At 58.4% G+C, this 21655-nt stretch carries 16 protein-coding genes; 9 read left to right on the forward strand and 7 right to left on the reverse strand.

What is annotated here, in order from left to right; genetic code table 11:
- Positions 1 to 7 precede the first annotated feature (7 nt).
- From ACR0LY_RS02295 to ntrX, 3 genes are all read left to right on the forward strand, one after another.
- Positions 8 to 1375, forward strand: a complete 1368-nt coding sequence (locus ACR0LY_RS02295; RefSeq protein WP_170348888.1) for a response regulator — start codon at positions 8 to 10, stop codon at positions 1373 to 1375.
- Between the two features lie 99 nt (positions 1376 to 1474).
- Positions 1475 to 3763: a sensor histidine kinase NtrY-like gene (locus tag ACR0LY_RS02300; RefSeq protein ID WP_170348887.1), complete on the forward strand. Its 2289-nt coding sequence runs from the start codon at positions 1475 to 1477 to the stop codon at positions 3761 to 3763.
- Positions 3760 to 5169 carry a nitrogen assimilation response regulator NtrX gene (gene ntrX, locus ACR0LY_RS02305; RefSeq protein ID WP_170348886.1) on the forward strand — a complete coding sequence of 470 codons (1410 nt, stop codon included), beginning with the start codon at positions 3760 to 3762 and terminating at the stop codon, positions 5167 to 5169. The genes ACR0LY_RS02300 and ntrX overlap by 4 nt, the downstream gene beginning before the upstream one ends.
- Positions 5170 to 5181: 12 nt before the next feature.
- Here the strand turns inward: ntrX and ACR0LY_RS02310 are convergent, their stop codons facing one another.
- Positions 5182 to 5664 (reverse strand): hypothetical protein, encoded by a 483-nt coding sequence (locus tag ACR0LY_RS02310; RefSeq protein ID WP_170348885.1) that lies wholly within the window; start codon positions 5662 to 5664, stop codon positions 5182 to 5184.
- Between the two features lie 96 nt (positions 5665 to 5760).
- On the opposite strand from ACR0LY_RS02310, the gene trkA reads away from it, so the two are divergent.
- The 4 genes from trkA (at position 5761) to hflX (ending at position 10310) form a co-directional block, all read left to right on the forward strand.
- Positions 5761 to 7137 (forward strand): Trk system potassium transporter TrkA, encoded by a 1377-nt coding sequence (trkA, locus tag ACR0LY_RS02315; RefSeq protein ID WP_170348884.1) that lies wholly within the window; start codon positions 5761 to 5763, stop codon positions 7135 to 7137.
- Positions 7137 to 8675 (forward strand): TrkH family potassium uptake protein, encoded by a 1539-nt coding sequence (locus ACR0LY_RS02320; protein WP_170348883.1) that lies wholly within the window; start codon positions 7137 to 7139, stop codon positions 8673 to 8675. The genes trkA and ACR0LY_RS02320 overlap by 1 nt, the downstream gene beginning before the upstream one ends.
- A 124-nt stretch (positions 8676 to 8799) precedes the next feature.
- Positions 8800 to 9039, forward strand: coding sequence for an RNA chaperone Hfq (hfq, locus tag ACR0LY_RS02325; RefSeq protein WP_010440340.1), 240 nt, complete (start codon positions 8800 to 8802; stop codon positions 9037 to 9039).
- On the forward strand, positions 9039 to 10310 hold the full coding sequence (gene hflX, locus ACR0LY_RS02330) for a GTPase HflX (protein WP_170348882.1): 1272 nt from the start codon (positions 9039 to 9041) through the stop codon (positions 10308 to 10310). Before hfq ends, hflX begins: the two co-directional genes overlap by 1 nt.
- A 3-nt stretch (positions 10311 to 10313) precedes the next feature.
- Here hflX and ACR0LY_RS02335 read toward each other — a convergent pair whose 3' ends face one another.
- The 4 genes from ACR0LY_RS02335 to hemB form a co-directional block, all read right to left on the reverse strand.
- Positions 10314 to 10709, reverse strand: coding sequence for an SgcJ/EcaC family oxidoreductase (locus ACR0LY_RS02335; protein ID WP_170348881.1), 396 nt, complete (start codon positions 10707 to 10709; stop codon positions 10314 to 10316).
- A 108-nt stretch (positions 10710 to 10817) separates the two neighbouring features.
- On the reverse strand, positions 10818 to 13280 hold the full coding sequence (locus tag ACR0LY_RS02340) for a penicillin acylase family protein (protein WP_480567092.1): 2463 nt from the start codon (positions 13278 to 13280) through the stop codon (positions 10818 to 10820).
- Positions 13281 to 13455: 175 nt separating this feature from the next.
- Positions 13456 to 14031: a lipid-binding SYLF domain-containing protein gene (locus ACR0LY_RS02345; protein WP_170348879.1), complete on the reverse strand. Its 576-nt coding sequence runs from the start codon at positions 14029 to 14031 to the stop codon at positions 13456 to 13458.
- A 143-nt stretch (positions 14032 to 14174) separates the two neighbouring features.
- Complete coding sequence (gene hemB / locus ACR0LY_RS02350) at positions 14175 to 15173, reverse strand: porphobilinogen synthase (protein WP_170348878.1); 999 nt, start codon at positions 15171 to 15173, stop codon at positions 14175 to 14177.
- A 156-nt stretch (positions 15174 to 15329) separates the two neighbouring features.
- On the opposite strand from hemB, the gene ACR0LY_RS02355 reads away from it, so the two are divergent.
- Complete coding sequence (locus ACR0LY_RS02355; RefSeq protein WP_480640494.1) at positions 15330 to 15818, forward strand: component of SufBCD complex; 489 nt, start codon at positions 15330 to 15332, stop codon at positions 15816 to 15818.
- A 21-nt stretch (positions 15819 to 15839) separates the two neighbouring features.
- A complete protein-coding gene (gene mfd / locus ACR0LY_RS02360) occupies positions 15840 to 19295 on the forward strand; it encodes a transcription-repair coupling factor (protein ID WP_170348876.1) in 3456 nt (1151 codons plus the stop codon).
- Here mfd and ACR0LY_RS02365 read toward each other — a convergent pair.
- The gene (locus ACR0LY_RS02365; RefSeq protein WP_170348875.1) at positions 19292 to 19966 is read right to left on the reverse strand and encodes an SH3 domain-containing protein; all 675 of its coding nucleotides are present in this window, start codon (positions 19964 to 19966) and stop codon (positions 19292 to 19294) included. The two genes, mfd and ACR0LY_RS02365, sit on opposite strands and share 4 nt — an antisense overlap.
- Positions 19963 to 21627 carry a tetratricopeptide repeat protein gene (locus ACR0LY_RS02370; protein ID WP_170348874.1) on the reverse strand — a complete coding sequence of 555 codons (1665 nt, stop codon included), beginning with the start codon at positions 21625 to 21627 and terminating at the stop codon, positions 19963 to 19965. Before ACR0LY_RS02370 ends, ACR0LY_RS02365 begins: the two co-directional genes overlap by 4 nt.
- Positions 21628 to 21655 lie beyond the last annotated feature (28 nt).

Here is a 21655-nt window from a genome sequence, read left to right on the forward strand (position 1 = left end):
GCACCCGATGGATGGTACAGTACTGGTTGCAGATGACGACCGCACGATCCGCACTGTTCTGACGCAGGCCCTGACGCGGGCAGGGTGCAAAGTTCATGCGACCTCGTCGCTGACCACGTTGATGCGCTGGGTTGGCGAAGGCAAAGGCGACGTCGTGATCTCAGACGTGGTCATGCCGGACGGTAACGGGTTGGAGATGCTGCCGAAAATTTCGCAGGACCGTCCCGGTTTACCGGTCATCGTGATCTCGGCCCAGAACACGATCATGACGGCGATTCAAGCGGCTGAGGCGGATGCCTATGACTACTTGCCCAAGCCCTTCGATCTACCCGATCTGATGAAGCGGACCGCTCGGGCGCTTGAGCAGAAGCAACATGTGCAGACCGAAGCGATCGAAGTTTCCGAAGATCGCCCCGAAGAACTGCCCCTTGTTGGGCGTACACCAGTGATGCAGGCGCTGTACCGGTTGGTCGCCCGGGTGATGAATACCGATTTGTCGGTGATGATATCTGGGGATAGTGGCACAGGTAAATCATTGATTGCACGCGCTATTCATGATTTCTCGGATCGGCGCACATTGCCGTTTTTAACCGCCACTGCGGCGGACCTGCGCGATCTGGAAGGGCCCGCACGCATCATGGCGCGCGTACGTGGCGGCACACTGTTGATCGATGAGATTGCTGATATCGAAGACGAATTGCAGGCACGCATCGTGCGTATGATGGATGCGCCCGGTGATCACGTTCCGCGCTTCATGGCCACCAGCCAGTCGGACCTGACCGAAGCGATGGAGAATGGGCGGGTGCGCCAAGATCTGTATTATCGCCTGTGCGGCGCAACGGTGCATGTGCCCGCCTTACGCGAGCGGGTGGACGACATCATCTTGTTGGCCGATCACTTTCTGGCGCGCGAAGAGCGTGAGCATGGCGCCAAACGCTGGCTCAGCCCTGATGCTGTAGAGCTGTTTCGACGTTATTCGTGGCCGGGCAATGTGCGGCAGCTGGAAAACGCCGTGCGCCGTCTGAGCCTGACCAGCCGCACCGACGAGATTACCAAATCTGAGGTCGAAATGGTTCTGGGCAGCCAGCCCGAGGCCGAACCGATTCTGGGCGATGGTGAACGTGAGAAATTATCGGCCTCAGTTGCCCGTCATTTGCGCCGATATTTCGACCTGCACGGAAATCTCTTACCGCCTCCGGGTCTGTATCAGCGGATTTTGCGCGAGGTCGAGGCGCCATTGATAGAACAGGCTTTGGACGCAACCGGCGGAAATCAGGCGAAATGTGCGGATCTGCTGGGGATTAACCGGAATACGCTGCGGAAAAAGATTACAGATCTCGATATTCAGGTGACACGCCGACGCAAACTGATGTAATATCGCCACACAAATCGTGGCATCTGGGTTCTCACCCGGCAAGGACCACGACATATGGCGGTACGTCGCGCAAGCGACACATCAGGATGAGGGCAGACGGTGGCAACCCGGGCACAGAGCGGGCCGATTCCAGCGATAAATCGGTGGCGGAAATCCCGAAAACTGCGCAATTTCGGCACTTTGGGGCTGGTCCTTCTGGGCCCCGCGCTGGCGTTGTCGACCTATCTTGTCATCGGTCCTTTTGATCTGGGGGCAACGGCCCCAACACTGCGCCTGATCCTTCTGGCAGATTTGGTTTATGTGCTGGTCGTGGCCGCCCTTGTTCTGGGGCAGGTCTTCAACCTGATCGCGGCGCGCCGGGCGAAATCCGCGGGCTCCCGTCTACACCTTCGATTGATTGGCGCATTCACGCTGTTGGCTCTGGTGCCGACTGTCACCGTTGCGATCTTTGCGGGGTTGACGGTGAATATCGGCTTGGAAGGGTGGTTTTCGGATCGCGTACGTCAGGTGGTGGGCTCGTCCCTGACCGCGGCCGAAGCATATGAGTTGGAACACCGGCAGGGTCTGACACAGGACGCAACCATTCTTGCGCGGTACCTGGATAATGCGCGTAACCGTGACTTTTACATTTCGGACGCGGAGCTGCGCGAAGTTCTTGCGCAAGGACAAGCGCAGATTCAACGTGGTCTGCGCGAGGCGTATGTCATTGATGGTATTGGCGAAATCAAGTCGCGCGGGGATCGTTCTTATCTATTCGATTTCGAGGCCCCCACACCTGAACAAATGATTCAGGCCACAGATGACGGCGTCCTGATCATCGCCGATTGGCAAAATAATGAATTCCGCGCGCTTGTTCCATTGCAGGCTTATCTGGACCGGTATCTGTATGTCAGCCGCGAGGTGGATGGACAGCTATTGACGCTGCTGGACGATACCAAGGAAACGGCGCAATTCTACCAACAGTTGGAAAGCGAACGGGGCAGGGTGCTGTTCGAATTCGGGCTGCTGTATCTGGGCTTTGCAGTGATCCTTATTCTGGCGGCCATGTCGCTGGGCATGTGGTTCGCCGAACGCCTCTCGCGCCCGGTGGGTCGATTGACCACGGCTGCTCAACGCGTTGGTGCGGGTGATCTTAGTGTGCAGGTGATCGAAGAGGCCAACGATGATGAAATTGCAATGTTAGGCCGTTATTTCAATCAGATGACGCGACAACTTAAAGGGCAGCGCGACACGTTGCTTGAGAATACCCGCCAGATTGAACGCCGTCGGCGCTTGTTCGATTCTGTGCTTAGCTCGGTGACTTCGGGCGTGGTTGGTGTTGACCCAGATGGCTGCGTGACATTCGTGAACCGTTCGGCTGAGCGGTTGCTGGACTGGATGCGCGTGGATGAGCAGCTTGCCATCGGAATTGCGGTGCCGGAGTTCCTACCGCTGTTTGAAAGCCTAAAGGAAAGTGGGCAAGAGGCCGTGCAGGGTGAGATCAAGGTCACCCGCAAAGGTCAACTTGAAAACCTGCTGGTCCGCATGGCGACCCGCCGTGGCGAAGATGGCGGGCTTGAGGGTTATGTGGTTGCTTTCGACGATGTGACCGATCTGGTCAGTGCGCAGCGGATGGCCGCTTGGGGCGACGTCGCGCGGCGGATCGCGCACGAGATCAAGAACCCGCTGACGCCAATCCAGCTGAGCGCGGAACGGATTAAACGCAAATTCGCACGCAAGTTGGATGAAGAGGATTGCGATAGCCTTGAATCCATGACCGACGTTATCGTGCGGCAGACAAATGATCTACGGCGGATCGTGGACGAGTTTTCGAAATTCGCACGGATGCCGGAACCAGACAGGCGCGAAGAAGACGTCGTCGGACTGGTGCGCGAGGCAGTACTATTGCAGCAGGCCGGGCAGCCGGACGTGCAAATCGATGCAACGCTGCCGGATCAACCGATATTGACGGATGTGGACGCCACGATGCTGAATCAGGCTCTGACTAATCTGATCAAGAATGCCGGTGAGGCCATTGAAACACTAAAACAAAAAGGCGCACCAGAAAACCTGAAGCCACAGATAAAGGTGGACGTGATCAGCGATGACGCGGGTACGGTGATTACCATCGCTGACAACGGCATTGGACTGCCCGAAGACCGGGCGCGACTGTTCGAGCCGTATGTGACCACAAGGGACGAAGGCACAGGTTTGGGCCTGCCCATCGTCAAAAAGATTATCGAAGAACATGGCGGGGCGCTCACTCTGGAAGATGCACCCGTCTTTGACGGACAGGACCATTTTGGTGCGATGGCCGTGATCCGTTTACCAGGGGGAAATCTCTCTCCGACCGCAGCGCCACAGAAGCAGGCAATTCATACAAACAAACTGAAAGCAGGCCAAAGATGAGTGACATTCTGATCGTAGATGACGAACGCGATATTCGCGAGCTGGTGTCCGACATTCTGGAGGATGAAGGCTATTCAACCCGGCTGGCTGGCAACTCGGACGAGTGCATGGCCGAAATCAATTCTGAACCGCCGGGGCTGTTGATACTGGATATCTGGCTGAAAGACAGCCGCATGGACGGGATCGACATTCTGAAGGCGGTGAAACGCGACAACCCCGACGTGCCAGTGGTGATTATTTCCGGCCATGGAAACATTGAAATTGCCGTGGCGGCGATCAAGCAAGGGGCGTATGACTTTATCGAAAAGCCCTTTAATATCGACCAGTTGATGGTGGTGATCCGACGCGCCATGGAAACCTCGCGCCTGCGTCGCGAGAATGCCTCGTTGAAGCGCAAAGAGGTCACCAATTCGGATATGATCGGCAAGTCCGCGTCTTTCCGCGCGATGCAAAGCCAGTTGGACAAGGTGACCAAGTCGAACGGTCGTGTGATGCTGAGCGGCCCTGCCGGATCGGGCAAGGAAATCGCTGCGCGGTATATCCACGCGCATTCCAACCGCGCCAATGCGCCCTTTGTGACCGTGAATTGCGCCGGGGTTGAACCCGAGCGTGTGGAAGAAGTTCTGTTTGGCCGCGAGTCCTCGGAACGCGGCATCGAGCCCGGCCTGTTGGAAGAGGCCCATGGCGGTGTGGTCTATTTCGACGAGGTGGCCGATATGCCGATGGGCACGCAGTCCAAGATATTGCGTGTGCTGGTCGATCAGCAATTCCAACGTGTTGGTGGGTCGGACAAGGTGCGGGTTGATCTGCGGGTAATCTCATCAACCAACCGCGATCTTGAAACGGAAATCGCCGCCGATCGGTTCCGTGAAGAATTGTATCACCGCCTGAACGTGGTGCCGATTGCGGTGCCGTCGCTGGAAGAACGGCGCGAGGATATCCCAGTTCTGGCGCAGCATTTCATTGAGATGTGTAATGAAACGCAGGGGCTCGCGATGCGTGAGATCTCGGAAGAGGCGGTGGCGCTGTTACAGACCATGACCTGGCCAGGTAATGTGCGGCAGCTCAAGAACCTGATTGAACGCGTGCTGATCCTGGGGGACGATTCTGGCCCGATCGAGGCCAAGGAATTGCCCGCCGAAGAAGAAAAGACCGACGACTCGGGTCGTGTGGTGCTATCGGGTGCGCTGGCAACTTTGCCCCTGCGCGAAGCCCGCGAGGCGTTCGAGCGGGAATACCTGCTGACCCAGATCAACCGCTTTGGCGGCAATATTAGCCGTACCGCCAGCTTTGTCGGGATGGAGCGCAGCGCGCTGCACCGCAAACTAAAATCGCTGGGGGTTGTGACCTCGAACAAATCGGGCGCGCGAGTGGCACAACTGGACGAACCGGAGCCGGCGGAATAATCCGCCGGGCCGTTACCCCGCCTGACCGGGATCGATGATCTGGAACGACCCGTTGTCGAATTTCACATAGCACGATTGGGTGCCTATCGGTGGCAATGTCGTGGTGGCCACGGCGGGCACCCGTGATTTCACGTTCTGCTTGCACGGCGGCAGGCTGATCGGGCGAAACCCTTTTTTGGCCATGCACTGGGCCTCGACCTGATTGCGCAATCCTTGATTTGCATCGACGCTGTAAACCTGACCGGGCTGCCACCAGCCGGGCGAGCGGTAACAGCGCCCCCGCCCATCACAATAGGTGCGCCCGGGCCAATACGTGGGCGGGCTTTGACGTATCTGAGTGGCTACCGGAACCTCTTCCAGCGCCTTAACCTGGCATTGAGTGGTCTCGGCTTGAAGGCGCTTAACGCTCTCACCTTCACGATAATACAGTGAAAGGGGGCCTTCGCATGCGGACAGGACCATCAATGGAATAATCAAACGAAGTACTGATTTCATAGGCTTATCTTGCCTTAGCTTTGCCGGTATGACAATTCAATTGACCGCTTTGGGGGCATCTGTCATTCAAAGATTTCAGGCAGAAGGGCCAAAAACATGAAGGTCATCATTTGCGGTGCGGGTCAGGTCGGCTGGCAGATTGCACGGCACCTTTCGGGCGAGCTGAACGATGTGACGGTGGTGGACAACAACCCTGACCTGGTGCGTCGCGCGACCGAAACGCTGGATGTGCAGGGGATTGCAGGGTTTGCCAGTTATCCGGACGTGCTAGAGCGGGCAGGCGCCCGTGACGCCGACATGATCATTGCCGCGACCCATTCGGATGAGGTGAATATGGTCACCTGTCAGATGGCGCACTCTATTTTCTCGATCCAGCGCAAGATCGCGCGCTTGCGCTCGAAATCCTATCTCGAGGCGATCCACTCGGACCTGTTTCGTCGCGATCACCTGCCCATCGACGTGGTAATCAGCCCTGAACGCGAGGTGGCAGCCGCTGCCATGCGCCGCCTGTCCGCACCTTCGGCCTTTGACACGGAAATGTTCATGGATGGTAAAGCCCAGTTGCTGGGCATCCGCATCGAAGAAGACTGTCCCATCGTCAATACGCCGCTACGGCAACTGACAGATCTGTTTTCAACACTCAGCTCTATTGTCGTGGGGGTTCGGCGCGACGGCAGCCTGTTTGCCCCGGAATCCGAGGACCAGTTGTTCGTTGGCGATGAATGTTATGTCTTCAGCAATGTTCAGGACGTTGACCGCACGATGGAGGTCTTTGGCAAGACCCAAAAGAAACAGGACCGCGTCGTGATCGTCGGTGGCGGTAACGTCGGGCTTGAGGTTGCGCGCACGCTGGAAGAGCGTGAAAGCCGAGTGCGCGCCAAAATCATCGAACGGGATCGCAGCTGCGCCGAACATGCCGCTGAAGCATTGGAACGAACGATTGTTCTGAATGGCGACGGGCTGGATGCCGCACTGTTGCGCGAGGCGGGCATCGAACGGGCCGATGCGATGCTGGCGGTTACTGATGATGACCGGGCCAACATGCTGGTCGCTGTGCGCGCCAAATCCGAAGGTTGTGCGCTGGCGATTGCGTTGATCAATGACCCCACTATGGTGGCGCTGATGGGCCCGCTGGGGATCGATGCTTATATCAACCCGCGTGCCACGACCGTCAGTTCAATCCTGCGCCACATTCGCCACGGGCGGGTGCGGCAGGTCTATTCCATTGGGGATGCCGAGGCCGAGGTGATCGAGGCCGAGGTGCTGTCGACCTCGCCGCTGGCCGGTCAAAAACTGCGCGACATTGATTTCCCCGAAGGCGTTCTGGTGGGTGCCGTACGCAAGGGGGATGAGGTGCTGCGCCCCACTGGCAGCCTGCGGATCGAGGAAAAAGATGTCGTGGCTATCTTTGCCATGGCTAAGGATGTGCCCGAGGTCGAGCGGTTGCTGCAGGTTTCGATCGATTTCTTCTGATGATGCGCGCGCGAACACAGCAGATCGGTTTGGTGCGGCGATTGCCGCTGTTCCTGCTGATCTGGGCGGTGTTTTCGCTGTCGATGTGGGTGCCGGCGATCTATGCGCTGGCGCTGGATGATCATGACACGTCGCGGTCGTTCTTCTATTCCGGTTTGTTGGGGCTGTTCGTGGTGGCCTCGGTCGGGTTGGCGTCATCGAACCGGGTGCCGCGAAGGGGCACGTTGGGGCAATTGGCGGTGTTGTTGGGGTGTTTTACGGTACTGCCCTTGTTTCTTGCCATTCCGCTGCACGATGCGTTGGGCAATACCACTTTCTTGAACGCCTATTTCGACATGGTCAGTGCGCTGACAACCACGGGCGCTGACATTTTCCCAGACCCTGATCGCCTTACGGCCCCGCTGCACCTTTGGCGGGCGCTGGTGGGTTGGATGGGCGGCTTGCTGATGTGGATTTCGGCCGCCGCGATTCTTGCACCGCTGTCGTTGGGCGGGTTCGAGGTGACCGCACGTGGGCAACCCGGCCGTCCAGTCTCTGGTGTTGCACAAAGTGAAAAGGTTGATCCGCGTGGACGATTGATCCGAGTGACTCGCACGCTGACGCCAGTTTATACAGGTCTGACGGCGGTGATCTGGCTTTTGCTGCTGATCGCAGGCGAGCAAGGACTGACCGCCATCTGTCATGCGATGTCCACAATGGCTACGTCCGGAATCTCTCCGGTCGGTGGGCTTGAGGGCGCACAGGCTGGTTTCACGGGTGAGGCGATCATATTCTTGTTCCTGTTCTTTGCCCTGTCCCGACTGACCTTTTCCACGGATACCGCCACCACCGGGTATTCGCGGCTGGACAAGGACCCAGAATTTCGGATCGGTCTGCTGATCGTCATCGCCGTTGCAACGCTTTTGTTTTTTCGTGTGTGGGCGGGCGTCAATGAAATCGGCGGGACACTGAGCCCGATTGATGCGGTGTATGTGTTCTGGGGTATGGTGTTCACGGCACTGGCTTTCTTGACGACGGCCGGGTTCGAAAGCGCCAACTGGAATGACGCACAGCAATTGTCGGGGCTGGGGACGCCCGGCCTGATCCTTATGGGGCTGGCCCTGATCGGCGGGGGAGTCGCAACCACGGCGGGCGGCGTCAAACTGCTGCGGGTATTCGCTTTGTACCTGAACGGAGCGCGTGAGATTGACCGGCTGATTTACCCCTCATCGGTCAGCGGCGTAGGGGGTGGTAACCGACGCATTCAAAGTGACGGAGCCTTTATCGCCTGGATCTTTTTGATGATGTTCGCACTGACGGCCGCCTTGTTCAATCTGCTGCTGGCGATGATGGGGGCAGGGTTCGAACAGGCCATGGTCTTGACCGTTGCGGCGCTTAGCACGACGGGTCCGGTGATTGAACTGGCCACGGATATTCCCATCCGACTTGTGGACCTGTCACTTGGAGCCAAACTGACAATGTGTGCGGCAATGGTGATCGGGCGGCTGGAAACACTTGCGATCATTGCCTTGATTACGCCAACCCTTTGGCGCGATTAAGCTTCGGCATTCCAGAATTGACTGATTTTTCATCTGGAATATCTGTGCGCAGCACTCCATACTCCTGCGGAGGGAGCGCGTTGGTCCGCAGCGCGTAGCAAGAACAATGGCGAGATAATAAAATATGGCTTCGGACAGACAGAATCTGCAGGACGCGTTCCTGAACAATGTACGGAAAGCAAAGGTCCCGGTCACAATATTCCTGATCAACGGTGTGAAATTGCAGGGTGTGATCACCTGGTTCGATAATTTCTGTGTGCTGCTGCGCCGCGACGGACAGTCGCAGCTGGTCTATAAGCATGCGATTTCGACCATCATGCCGTCGCAGCCGATCAGCCTGTATGAGGGCGAAGACGCCTCTTGATGGAACACGATAGGACGCGCACCCGGGCTTGGGTGCTGCATCCGGAAATCAAATCTGATGAACAGCGCCGCGTTCCCGAACCAGCGCTGGACGAGGCGGTGGCGCTGGCTGCCGCTTTACCCGATTTGGATGTGATCGGGTCTGAAATTGTGCGCTTGCAACGCGCCCAGCCGGGGTTGCTGTTCGGCAGCGGCAAGATCGAGGAACTGGCCGAGCGGCTTCATGACAATGAAATCGAATTGGTTCTGATCGACGGGCCGGTTTCACCCGTGCAACAGCGCAACCTTGAGAAGGCTTGGAAGGTCAAAATCCTCGACCGAACCGGCCTGATCCTTGAGATTTTCAGCGACCGCGCCCGCACCCGCGAAGGTGTGTTGCAGGTCGAGATGGCGGCGCTCAGCTATCAACGAACGCGGCTGGTGCGGGCCTGGACACACTTGGAACGTCAGCGGGGCGGATTGGGGTTTGTGGGCGGTCCCGGTGAAACCCAGATCGAGGCCGACCGCCGTGCGATTGATGAACAACTGGTGCGTCTGCGGCGGCAGCTGCAAAAAGTTGTCAAAACCCGCACGCTGCACCGCGCTGCCCGTGCCAAGGTACCGTATCCGATTGTGGCCTTGGTGGGCTATACAAACGCCGGTAAATCCACACTGTTCAACCGTCTGACCGGGGCCGAGGTGATGGCCAAGGACATGCTGTTTGCCACGCTGGACCCGACCATGCGCCGCGTTGAGTTGCCCGACGGTCCTGAGGTGATCCTGTCGGACACGGTGGGTTTCATCTCGAACCTGCCGACCGAACTGGTCGCGGCTTTCCGGGCGACACTCGAAGAAGTTCTGGGCGCCGATATCGTTGTCCACGTACGCGACATCAGCCATGAGGAATCCGATGCACAGGCGCAGGATGTCGAGGCGATTTTAACCTCGCTGGGCGTCGACGAAGAACGCCCCCGGCTGGAGGTGTGGAACAAGATCGACTTACTGAATGGCGACGAACGTGAGGCCGCGTTTAAACGAGCCAAACGTGATCCGTCGATATTCGCCATTTCGGCGGTAACCGGCGAAGGGGTAGACCCTCTGCTGGCCGAGATTGCAACCAAGCTGCAGGGTGCGCGACACGAAGAGATACTGTCTTTGGGATTTGCCGAGGGCAACAGGCGCGCCTGGCTGTTTCGACAGGATGTCGTGCGGTCCGAAAAGCAGACCGAAGACGGGTTCGAAATCACTGTATTGTGGACGGACAGGCAGGCGGCGCAATTCGCCGGGATTTAGCAATCAACCCCCATCAATCTGACGCTGCATATCCTCGACGTCGAACCAGCCTTGCGAGGATAGAACTTTGTGGTCTTCGGTCAGGTCCCATTCTTCCCAGCCCCGTGTGACGACAAGATTGCCGGTTTTGGTATGGTGGCCTTCGAAGGTCCAAACAAAGATAGCGTGGGGCCCAGCCCATCGCATCATGTCGCAGCGTAGCTCAAGATCGGGAAAGTCTGATTGAAATCCACGGGCCATTTCGGCGATCGCGGCGCGGCCTTTCAGCGGTTCAGCCCGGTTCATGGATATCTGCCCGTCGGCGGCAAAAAAGCTGGCGACTGCATTATGATCACCCGAACTCCAGGCGATTGCATAGTCGCGCGCAAGGTTGTTCAGCCTATCCCGAATACTCGCCATTTGTGCCCCCGGTCCCACATAATCCGCTGACAGATCGTATGCGAAAACGGCACTCGGCGTCCACGGGGGCGGGTAGCAGGGGGCAAGGTCTTGCCGAAACAGCGGAATTCAGCGCGGGATCAGGTTGGTCACTCCGACGGCCGCAGCGCGCGCCAAATCCAGGTCCAGTGACATCGGGATATACTCGCCTCGCCGCCATAGCTGAGCCTGATCATCATAATAGCGCGACAGGAAATGGCCCGACTGGCCGGTTGCCGTAATAAACACCGAGCTGTCCGGGTCCGCAAAGTCATAAACACCGCGATAACCTGCTCCATGTACGTTCTGAAACGGGTCCTTGCCCTCGCCCGAGGTACGCCCGCGTAGCAGGGTGTTGTCGCCGCCGCTGGTAGATTGCCGGATATTGACGAAGAACCGCAAAACCGGAACCGAGCCCAGTACCGGGTGATCGTGTGTTGCCTGATGCGCATCGCCCCAGCGCAGGGATTGCAGTGCGGTTCCATAGTTTTCGGCGATCCAGATCAGCGCATCGTCCAGCGCCAGCCGCGCCATGTCGGTGCAGGTCTCAGAGGGGGCACTTTGGCGTACGTCACACCAGACCGACGCGCCATCGATGTCGCGGTAGACGCGCTCGATGAACAGCGGCTCGACATGTTTGTATTCGGCGGCCAGTGGGCCCAGCTCGTCCGAGATTAGACGTATTTGCAGCGCCCTTAGCCACGCGGCATAGATCAGCGGTTCGGGCAGGTGCTCGTTCATCTCACCGTTCCATTCGGCCAGCAAGGACAGGGCGATCTGGCGCTGACGTTCCGGGGTGCCTTCGGGGGCGGATGCGCCGGTAAACCAAAGATCCGCGCCGATCAGCGGCAGCAATGAGCGGGCGGTAAAGCTGACGGTATCCAGTTGTGCCTCGATAAAGCTGTCGCGCGTGTGAACCTCGCGCGATTGCATCAGGCGTTCCCAGCGATGAACGCGCTGGGTGTCGCCCCATTCATACGAGACATGCAAGGGGAAGGGGCGGTCGATGATCTTGTTGTTTGTGTTGCCCAGAATACCACCTGCGGGGGCCACGAATTCGGGATTGTCGGCATAGGGCAGGCGACCTTGCCAGAGGTTTTCGGCCAGCCAACCGGGTGTTGGGATGCGGCCACGGCTTTGGTTGCGCAGGTCGCGTTTGGGCATTGCGCCAATCAATTTCAGACCGATCGTGTCCTTGTCGACCAGCGACAGGTTTTGCGAGGGCGAAATGAACAACTCGCCCACATCAATGGCCTCGCGAACAGTGTCGGCATTCATCAGGGCCATAGACGCCGTCATCGACGTGTCGCGCGGGCTAAGCGCCGTCCAAGACAACGAGGCGACATGACCCGGAGGCGTGATCGTATCCAGATTGTAATGACTTCCAGGCAGGACCGGGCCATTTTCCGTCCAACGCAGGGTCAGGGTGATGGGGGTCTCGTCCTTGATCTCGATAATCGAGGGGCGGGTGCGGAACTTTTTGAAGCCATCCGGCGACAGATATTCCTCGGTGTTGTCGGGGTTCAACTGCTCGATATGTACGTCCTGATCGTCCAGGTAGGACGACGTCAGACCCCAGCCTAAACGATCGCTGCGCCCGGTCATGATGGCAGGAACACCGGGAATAGTTGCACCAATCACGCCACCTTTGGCCAACTCCAGCCGCGCCAGATACCAGACACCGGGGGCAGTGAACCCTAGATGCGGGTCATTGGCCAACAACGTTCCCCCACTGGCCGAGCGTGAGGGCGCGGCGGTCCAGGCATTGGACGCTCCGGCCAATCCTCGTTTCGGAAAAGGCGACAGCGGCGTGTCGGGCATAGGTGTGCCGTGGGCGTAACGGGGCAGCCCTGGAAACAAAGCGGCATATTCTGGCAGGGCAGCAATACCGGCCCCCGGCACATTCGGCAGGATATCGGTCAACCGCGCCGGATCGTTCAGCATTAATGAAGTACGGGCACGCAGCACTTCGTCCTCAAGATGGCCGGACAGTTGCAGACCCATCAGCTTGATCACCGCAATGCTATCGCCCGGTTGCCAGGGCGAAACGGGCGCGTTGAACAAAAACATCTCGGGCGCACCACGGCCAAGGGCGGCTTCGTTGATCTCATCCAGTCGCGCGTTTACCCCGGCGGCATAGGCGCGTAAGGCGGTTTTGGTGTAATCGTCCTGCGCCTCGACCGAGCGGTGGGCCAGACCGTAAAGGTCCAGTCGGCGCAGCAGCTTGTCGATGTGGACGGTACGCGCGCCGAAAATTTCCGACAGGCGCCCCTGGGCGGTACGGCGCATGACCGTCATCTGCCACAGACGGTCCTGCGCATGGGCATAGCCCAGACCGAAGAACACATCCGGATCATTTTCGGCCAGGACATGAGGGACATTGGCGGTATCGCGGATGATCTCGACCGGGGCGTTCAGCCCCCGAACCGCGACCGTTTGATCGTAATCCGGCAGGGACTGGCTCGCCAGGAAATACACCAATGCCACAGCGGCCAAAGCCAGCAGGACCAGACCCGTTGTAATGCGTACGAGCCAGCGAAAAACAAATCCCATCTGCGGCCTACAATCCTGATCCTATTCCGATTGAGGTCAGACTAGATGATGGCTGGATCGACCGAAAGAGGAACAGCCCGGGAATATTCGTGTTTACAGCGCTATAAATGAAAAACCCCGCCGCAGCTGGGAACCTGTGGCGGGGACTAATGAGGGGGGAGTGGTAGTCCGATGTTTATGGAATGATCCGCGTGTATTTGGTGCCTTCGACAGTGGCGCCGAATTTCAAACCGGCTTGGCCGAATACCACCGCCAGCACAGGCGAACGCAGAGTCGTTGTGTCAGTGGACAGGGAGTTTCCAGTTGCATCAACCACATAGCCAATATCGGCACCGGCAGTCCATCCGCTGGAACGGCGGAAATCGTTCAATGCGTCCTGGGTCATGAAGAACAGGACATGTGCATATTGTTGCGCGCCGATTTGCAGGCCGGCGGTTCCGGAAATTGCAGAATAGTAATCAACCGTTGCGCCCTGAATGCGCAAGGCGCCTTGGCCGTAGGCGCCACCAAAGAAGATTAATCCGGCGTCGGTGATCAGGGGCATGATCAACATGCCGTTGGCTTTGTTTGCGATCTCAACCGTGTTGGGATATTTCGCATACATTTCGGTCAGTGTGGCATCGACGCGGGCATCGATGGTGGCGGCGTTGGAATTGCCGACACCGTTGCCGCAAGCTGCGGTTACCGTCAAACCGGCCATGCCAAAGGCAAAGCCACGACGGCTTAGTTGGGGTGCATTGGAACTGCTCATGTCTATTTTTCTCTGTATGACTGCCTGATATGTCGGGTGTTCCCGATCTTATGTGCAAGAATACGCCGATTGCCGTCGCGTGTCACGGGAAAGCTGAGTGACAGCGGATCACAATCGGCGAAAAATTGCGACAATTGGGGGCATTAGCCTTGCAAGGCGCGCGCGACCTGTGGGGCGAAATAGGTGAGGATGCCGTCGCAGCCAGCGCGCTTGAAGGCCAACAGGCTTTCCAGCATCACTCTATCACCATCGATCCAACCGTTCCGTGCCGCGGCCTGTATCATCGCGTATTCACCCGACACCTGATAGGCATATGTCGGAGCGCCAAAGGTGTCCTTTACCCGTCGGCAGATATCCAGATAGGGCATGCCGGGCTTGATCATCACCATATCCGCACCTTCGGTCAGGTCGCGTTCGATCAGGCGCAGGGCTTCGTTCGAATTGGCCGGATCCATCTGATAGGTCTTCTTGTCGCCCGTAAGCGCGCCCGAAGCACCGACCGCATCACGGAAGGGTCCGTAAAAGGCGCTGGCGTATTTCGCGGCATAGCTGAGGATCATCACGTTCTGGTGCCCAGCAGATTCCAACGCCCGGCGCATTTCACCGATCCGCCCATCCATCATGTCGGACGGACCGATGATATCGGCACCTGCCTCAGCCTGTGCCAATGTCATCCTGACCAGCGCTTCGATAGTCTTGTCGTTCACAATTTCGCCATCGATGACATAGCCGTCGTGACCGTTGATGTTGTACGGGTCCAGTGCCACGTCGGTCATTACCGCGATATCCGGGGCTGCGGCCTTTATGGCGCGGATGGCCCGGTTGGACACATTGTCAGGGTTCCAGGCCTCGGCGCAATCCTCGGTTTTCAGGTTGGCGTCGGTGTAGGGAAATATGCAGATCGCTGGGATTCCCAACGCCTGCGCCTCAACCGCGGCCTTAGCTATCAGGTCCACCGACCGGCGCATCACACCGGGCATCGAGGGTACGGGCTCCTCCACACCCTCGCCGTCGCGCACAAAAACCGGCCAGATCAAATCATCTGTGGTCAGCGTATTTTCCCGAACAAGGCCGCGCACGGCCTGCGATTGGCGCGCCCGGCGGAAACGGGTCAGGGGATAGGGGGCGATGGTCGGCTTCATGTCGCGCTCTCCTTGAATATTCCCGCATTGGGTGGCATGAATTCCACGTGGTCTCAAGGGTAACGATGGTCGCGCCTGCGCAGTGAAGGCCCCTAAGGACAGTGAACAAAGGGCTGACGCTTGGACTTATTCTCTACGCTTTTCGAAATTATCGACATGCGCAGCTTTTCGAATCTGTGGTATTGGATCGGGCTGGCCGTGCTGTGGTCGTCCACAAGCCACTGGACTCTGGGTGTGCCTTATGATCTGCTGGTGCGCGCGCGCCGTGTCGGCGGCGAAGCCGAGCGTGATTTTCTGGACATCGTGCGGATCAACAAAAACCGGATACTGTATATCGTTGAGGTATCGGGGCTGGCCATTCTCGGGTTGAGCTGTTTCATCTTCACCGGTCTGGCGATGCTTGGGTTCGTTTACGGGGTTGAATTCGCGCAGGCTGTGTTCTTGTTGTTATTCCCGGTCTGTATTGTGATGCTGATCAACATTTCGGCGGCGCGAAAGCTGCAGGCCGGCGACGGGACATTGGAGTTTACCGGCAAGATTTTGACCCGCTGCCGGATTTATACGCAGATTATCGGCATGATCTCGATCTTGATCACGTCGCTTTGGGGCATGTATCAGAACTTTTCGATTGGTGTTCTGGGGTAGGAAATTCGGAAAGGCGAGGCAATGACGGCTCCGAACCACGTAACAGTCGGCGGCGCCCCTGAGGGGTTTGACGCACAGCTTGTCCTGAACGAGATCACCCGATCCGCCGGGCCGGTTTGCCACGTCGCGCGCGATGACAAGCGGATGGAGGCAATGCGGGCAGCACTTGCCTTTTTCGCCCCGGACATGCCGGTGTTCGTCTTCCCCGGCTGGGATTGCCTTCCGTATGACCGGGTGTCGCCGAACGCGGATATCGCTGCGGCGCGGGTCGCAACACTGGCCGCGCTGGTGCATCAGATGCCCGAACGGTTTGTGTTGCTGACCACGCTAAACGCCGCGACCCAACGAGTGCCAGCGCGCGATGTGCTGCGTGAGGCCGCGTTTACTGCCCGGGTCAACCACCGTGTCGACGAAACAGCATTGCGGAACTTTTTGGTGCGCATGGGTTTCACGCAAAGCCCGACGGTTATGGAGCCCGGAGACTACGCGATCCGCGGCGGCATTATCGACATCTTCCCTCCGGGCGAATCTGGCCCGGTTCGGCTGGACCTGTTCGGTGATGTGCTGGACGGTGCGCGCCGGTTTGACCCAGTGTCGCAGCGCACGACTGAAAAGCTGGACGTGGTTGAACTGGCCCCGGTGTCCGAGGTCATTCTGGATGACGCCGCCATCACACGATTCCGCCAGAACTATCGCATCGAATTCGGCGCGGCGGGCACCGATGATCCGCTGTACGAGGCGGTCAGCGCTGGCCGCAAGCATCAAGGCGTGGATCACTGGTTGCCGTTTTTTCACGAAAAGCTTGAAACGCTGTTCGACTATCTGCCTGGTGCCACGATCTCGTTGGACGATCAGGTCACGCCCGCGCGCTTGGCCCGGTGGGAATCGATTGAGGATCAGTACGAAACTCGGCGGTTGGCGCTGGAAAACCGCTCGCGCATGGACACGGTCTATAAACCTACGCCTCCAGGATTGTTGTATCTGGACGATGCTGCATGGGAGCAGGCGGTGGGTGATCGGCGCGTTTTGCAGTTCAGCCCGTTGCCGCAGGCCAGCGGCCCCGGCGTGATCGACGCTGGTGGACGGATCGGGCGGAATTTTGCACCCGAGCGACAGCAGGAAAGCATCAGCCTTTTTGGCGCGCTGGCCAGTCATATCACAGACAAGATGGACAAAGGGCCGGTCCTGATCGCGTCTTATTCCGAGGGTGCGCGTGAACGCCTGACCGGATTGATCGAAGACGAAGGTCTGGCTGAGGCAATCCCCGTTTCCGACGGCACTCGCGTCGGTAAACGCGGGCTGCACCTGGCCGTTTGGGCGTTGGAGCATGGGTTCGAAACGTCGGATCTGACGGTGATCGCTGAACAAGATGTTCTGGGCGACCGCCTGATCCGCCAACCCAAGAAACGTCGAAAGGCCGAGAACTTCCTAACCGAAACCCAATCGCTATCACCCGGCGATCTTGTGGTGCATGTGGACCACGGGATTGGCCGCTACATGGGGATGGAGGTCGTGACGGCGGCGGGCGCAGCCCATGAGTGCCTTTTGTTGGAATATGCCGAACAGTCCAAGCTGTACCTGCCGGTCGAAAACATCGAGCTGCTGTCGAAATACGGGCACGACGAAGGTCTTCTGGATCGTCTGGGCGGCGGTGCATGGCAGGCCAAAAAGGCCAAGCTGAAAGAGCGCATCCGCGAGATGGCGGACAAGCTGATCCGCATCGCTGCTGAGCGGGCGCTGCGTAAAGCTCCGGTGATGGACCCGCCGCCCCATGCGTGGGAGGAGTTCAGCGCGCGTTTTCCGTATCAGGAAACTGATGATCAGCTGCGCGCGATTTCCGATGTGATGGAAGACATGCACTCGGGCGCGCCAATGGATCGTTTGATTTGCGGCGATGTCGGCTTTGGCAAGACCGAGGTCGCCATGCGTGCTGCCTTTGTCGCCGCGATGTCGGGCGTGCAGGTGGCCGTTGTGGCCCCTACGACGCTGCTGGCCCGACAGCACGCGGCATCGTTCAAGGAACGGTTCCGGGGATTCCCGCTTGAGGTTCGGCAGCTATCGCGTTTTGTCTCGGCGAAAGAGGCGCAACAAACCCGCGATGGGTTGGCGCGAGGCACAGTGGACATCGTGATCGGCACCCATGCGCTGCTGGCCAAGGGGATTCGGTTCAACAACCTCGGGCTGCTGATCATCGATGAGGAACAGCATTTCGGGGTGGGTCACAAAGAGCGCCTCAAACAACTGCGCTCGGACATTCACGTGCTGACCCTGACCGCGACGCCGATACCGCGGACGCTGCAATTGTCGCTGACTGGTGTGCGTGATTTGTCAATCATCGGCACGCCGCCCATCGACCGTCTGGCCATCCGCACCTATGTCAGCGAATTCGATGCGGTCACGGTGCGCGAGGCGCTGCTGCGCGAACATTATCGTGGCGGGCAAAGTTTCTATGTGGTCCCGCGTATTTCGGACCTGCCCGAGATTGAGGAATTCCTGAAGGACCAACTACCGGAACTGACTTACGTTGTCGCGCATGGGCAAATGGCGGCGGGCGAACTCGATGACCGCATGAATGCCTTCTATGACGGGAAGTATGATGTGCTGTTGGCAACGACGATTGTGGAAAGTGGGCTGGATATTCCGACGGCCAACACAATGGTCGTGCATCGCGCGGATATGTTCGGTCTGGCGCAGCTTTACCAGATCCGCGGACGGGTGGGGCGATCAAAGGCCCGCGCCTATGCCTATCTGACCACCAAACCGCGCCAGCGATTGACGGCCACCGCCGAGAAACGCCTGCGGGTTCTAGGCTCTCTTGATACACTGGGGGCGGGGTTCACGCTGGCATCGCAAGATCTGGACATTCGCGGTGCCGGCAATCTGCTGGGCGAGGAACAGTCGGGCCAGATGCGCGACGTGGGCTACGAGCTGTACCAATCCATGCTGGAAGAGGCGATTGCCAAAATCAAAGCCGGTGAGATGGAGGGTCTATCGGACGCAGACGATCAGTGGGCCCCACAAATCAATCTAGGCGTCCCGGTTCTGATCCCCGAGGATTATGTGCCCGATCTGGATGTGCGCCTGGGGCTGTACCGCCGCTTGTCCTCGCTTTCGACCAAGGTTGAACTTGAAGGTTTTGCGGCCGAGTTGATTGACCGCTTTGGTTCGCTACCAAAAGAGGTGAACACCCTGATGCTGGTCGTGCGTATCAAAGCGATGTGCAAACGTGCGGGCATTGCCAAATTGGACGGCGGACCAAAGGGTGCGACGATCCAGTTTCACAATGACAAGTTTGCCTCGCCTCAGGGGTTGGTCGAATTCATCCAGAACCAGCGCGGGCTGGCCAAGGTCAAGGACAACAAGATCGTCGTGCGCCGCGACTGGAAAAAGGACAGTGACAAGATCAAGGGGGCCTTTGCCATCGCTCGTGATCTGGCAGAAAAGGTTGTGGCCGAGAAGAAAAAGGCGAAGGTCTAGTCTCCGCTGACAAAAGTACACAACTGCCAGTCGCCCGCGTCTGACTTGACGAACGCGGCGCGGTGGCCGGTCATGGGCCAAAGAAAATCGGCGTGCATATAACCTTGCGTGCCGTCCGTCAGCAGGACGCGCTGATATTCGGCACCGTCTTGATAGTCACGTATAATCGCGATTTCGTGGCTGATCAGGCTTATAATGGACGAGTTGCGATCCGGTCTTTGACGTAGAGATACATCGGAACCTTTGACAAAGAACGCCAACTCTGGGTCCAGCGAGGCGGGCAGGGTGATCTGCCATTGATGCGGCATCCAGAACTCGCCTTCTTCGTCGAAGTAACCGGGCTGAGACAAAGTGGTTTCCAGGTCAGACCAGTATTGCGCGCGTAACGCATCCGCGTTTTCACGCTGTTCTTCCGACAGGGCTTCCGGGTCGAGGGTCAGATTGGAACGTAATTCCTCGGGGCCGCCTTCACCGCCATGGCTTAGGTAGATATCGGGGCAGGACGCCGCAACCACAGCGTCGGTATCCCGTGCAGCCACTTGGTCCAATAATGCCTCGCGAAAGGCGATCAACGATGGATCACGGTCTGCCTGATCGACCGGTGGAAAGGATTGACGGTCGGCAAGTGCTGGGCCGCAGATCACGGCAGCCAGCAGTAGCGCGTATCTCATTCGGCGGCCCTCATCGCGGCTTGGGCGCAGAAACAGGATGCTCCGACCGCGCGGTCGGCACGTGCCAGAGCCAAATCAAGACGTTGTTTGATTTGAGCGATTTCAACACTTTCGCCGCGCGCCTTCAGGCAGTCATGCAGACCTTTGAGGCTCCAAACATTGTCCGGATGGATCGAAGCACGGCTGAGGGTGGCGCCCAAGCCAAGGTCTTCGCGATAGACCGCTTCAGCCTCGGTTACGTGACCTTGTTCAAACAACAACGCCCCTAATGCATGGCGGGTTGGCTGCATCCAGCCCCACGGTTCGTCATAGGGCAGCGTGTCATCCAACTCGACCGAGCGTCGCAGATGGGCGTAAGCGATATCGTAGTTGCCCTTGCGATACTCAATCTCTCCACTCAGCATTTCCCGCGCGATTTCAAGCAGGTCAACGACGCGGTTGTTGTGTAGCAGGCGTGTTTCGGGCACGCAGGCCTTGGCCGACAGGAACAGTTGTTCCTCAGCTTCGGCTTCGGCGACGTCACCGGTTGCAGCATGGGCGATGGCGCGAGCATAGTGGATGGTGGCGGTCAACGTGCGATACAGGTCGGGGTCTGCGGGCAGTTTCAGTGCCTTGGCTTCCTCCCACTGGCCAAAACGGATCAGGATATGCGGCCCCATGGACATGTAGCTTTCGAAGTAATCCGCCATGGGCGGGCTTTCGATGCGCAACATATCTTCGGGGGTGGTGTCCCACAGGCCTTGATTGGCGCGCAGGGCCGGTTCCATCTGGCCCAGGAACAACGCCCCGTAGATGGCGAAATGGTAATTGTGCTGACGATAACCGGTATAGATGTTGAACGCGCCTTCGCGCTCGTAATATTTTAGATCGGCTATGGTGGCCTTTTCGTTCCAATAAACGACGTTGTGGTAGTGCCCGCACAGCACATCGATATGGGTGGGCATATGCACCAGATGGCCCGCATCCGGCACCAGCGTGCGCAGAACATCCCCGGCTTTTAATGCCTTTTCGGGGGTCGGAGACATCTCCATCAGGTGGACATAGAGGTGCAGCAAACCCGGGTGCGACATGGCTGCGGGATCATTTGCCATCGCGTCCTCAAGAACCTTCTGCGCCTCAAGCGTGGCGGCACCTTCGGCAGGTTTTCCGGTCTTCAGATCCCACATCTGCCAGGGGGTGAGGTTCAGCAGCGCCTCAACATATATCGTGCGCAGATCCAAGTGATCGGGTTGGTCGGTAAAGGCTGCGCGCATGGCATCTGCAAAATCGTGGTTCCAGCTGTTCATATCCGGGATCGGATTGCGTTGAGGGTAACGGGCGGGCAGGGCGTGGATCAGCGCCTGTTCAACGGGGGTGCAGGTGTCCAACAGGGCCACCGCTTGCTGTGTCGCGTCATAGGCTTGCGCGAGCGCTTTCTGCTGACCACGCGCGTCGCGTAAATCCCAGGGCAGGTTGTAATTCGGACCGGCGGCATAAGCGATGCCCCAATGGGCCATGGCGCAGTTCGGGTCATGCTCGGCAGCGCGTTGGAAACAGACAACGGCCTCGTCATGGTTATAGCCATAGGTCCAAACCAGCCCCCGATCGAACCAAAGCTGGGCCTCGGCTGAGGTCGTGCTGACCGGACAGGAATATGTGCCCAGATCGTAATAGTCGCTCATTGAAAATCTCCCCTCGGGTCGGGGAAAG

Source organism: Ruegeria sp. BC5 (genome assembly GCF_056539205.1).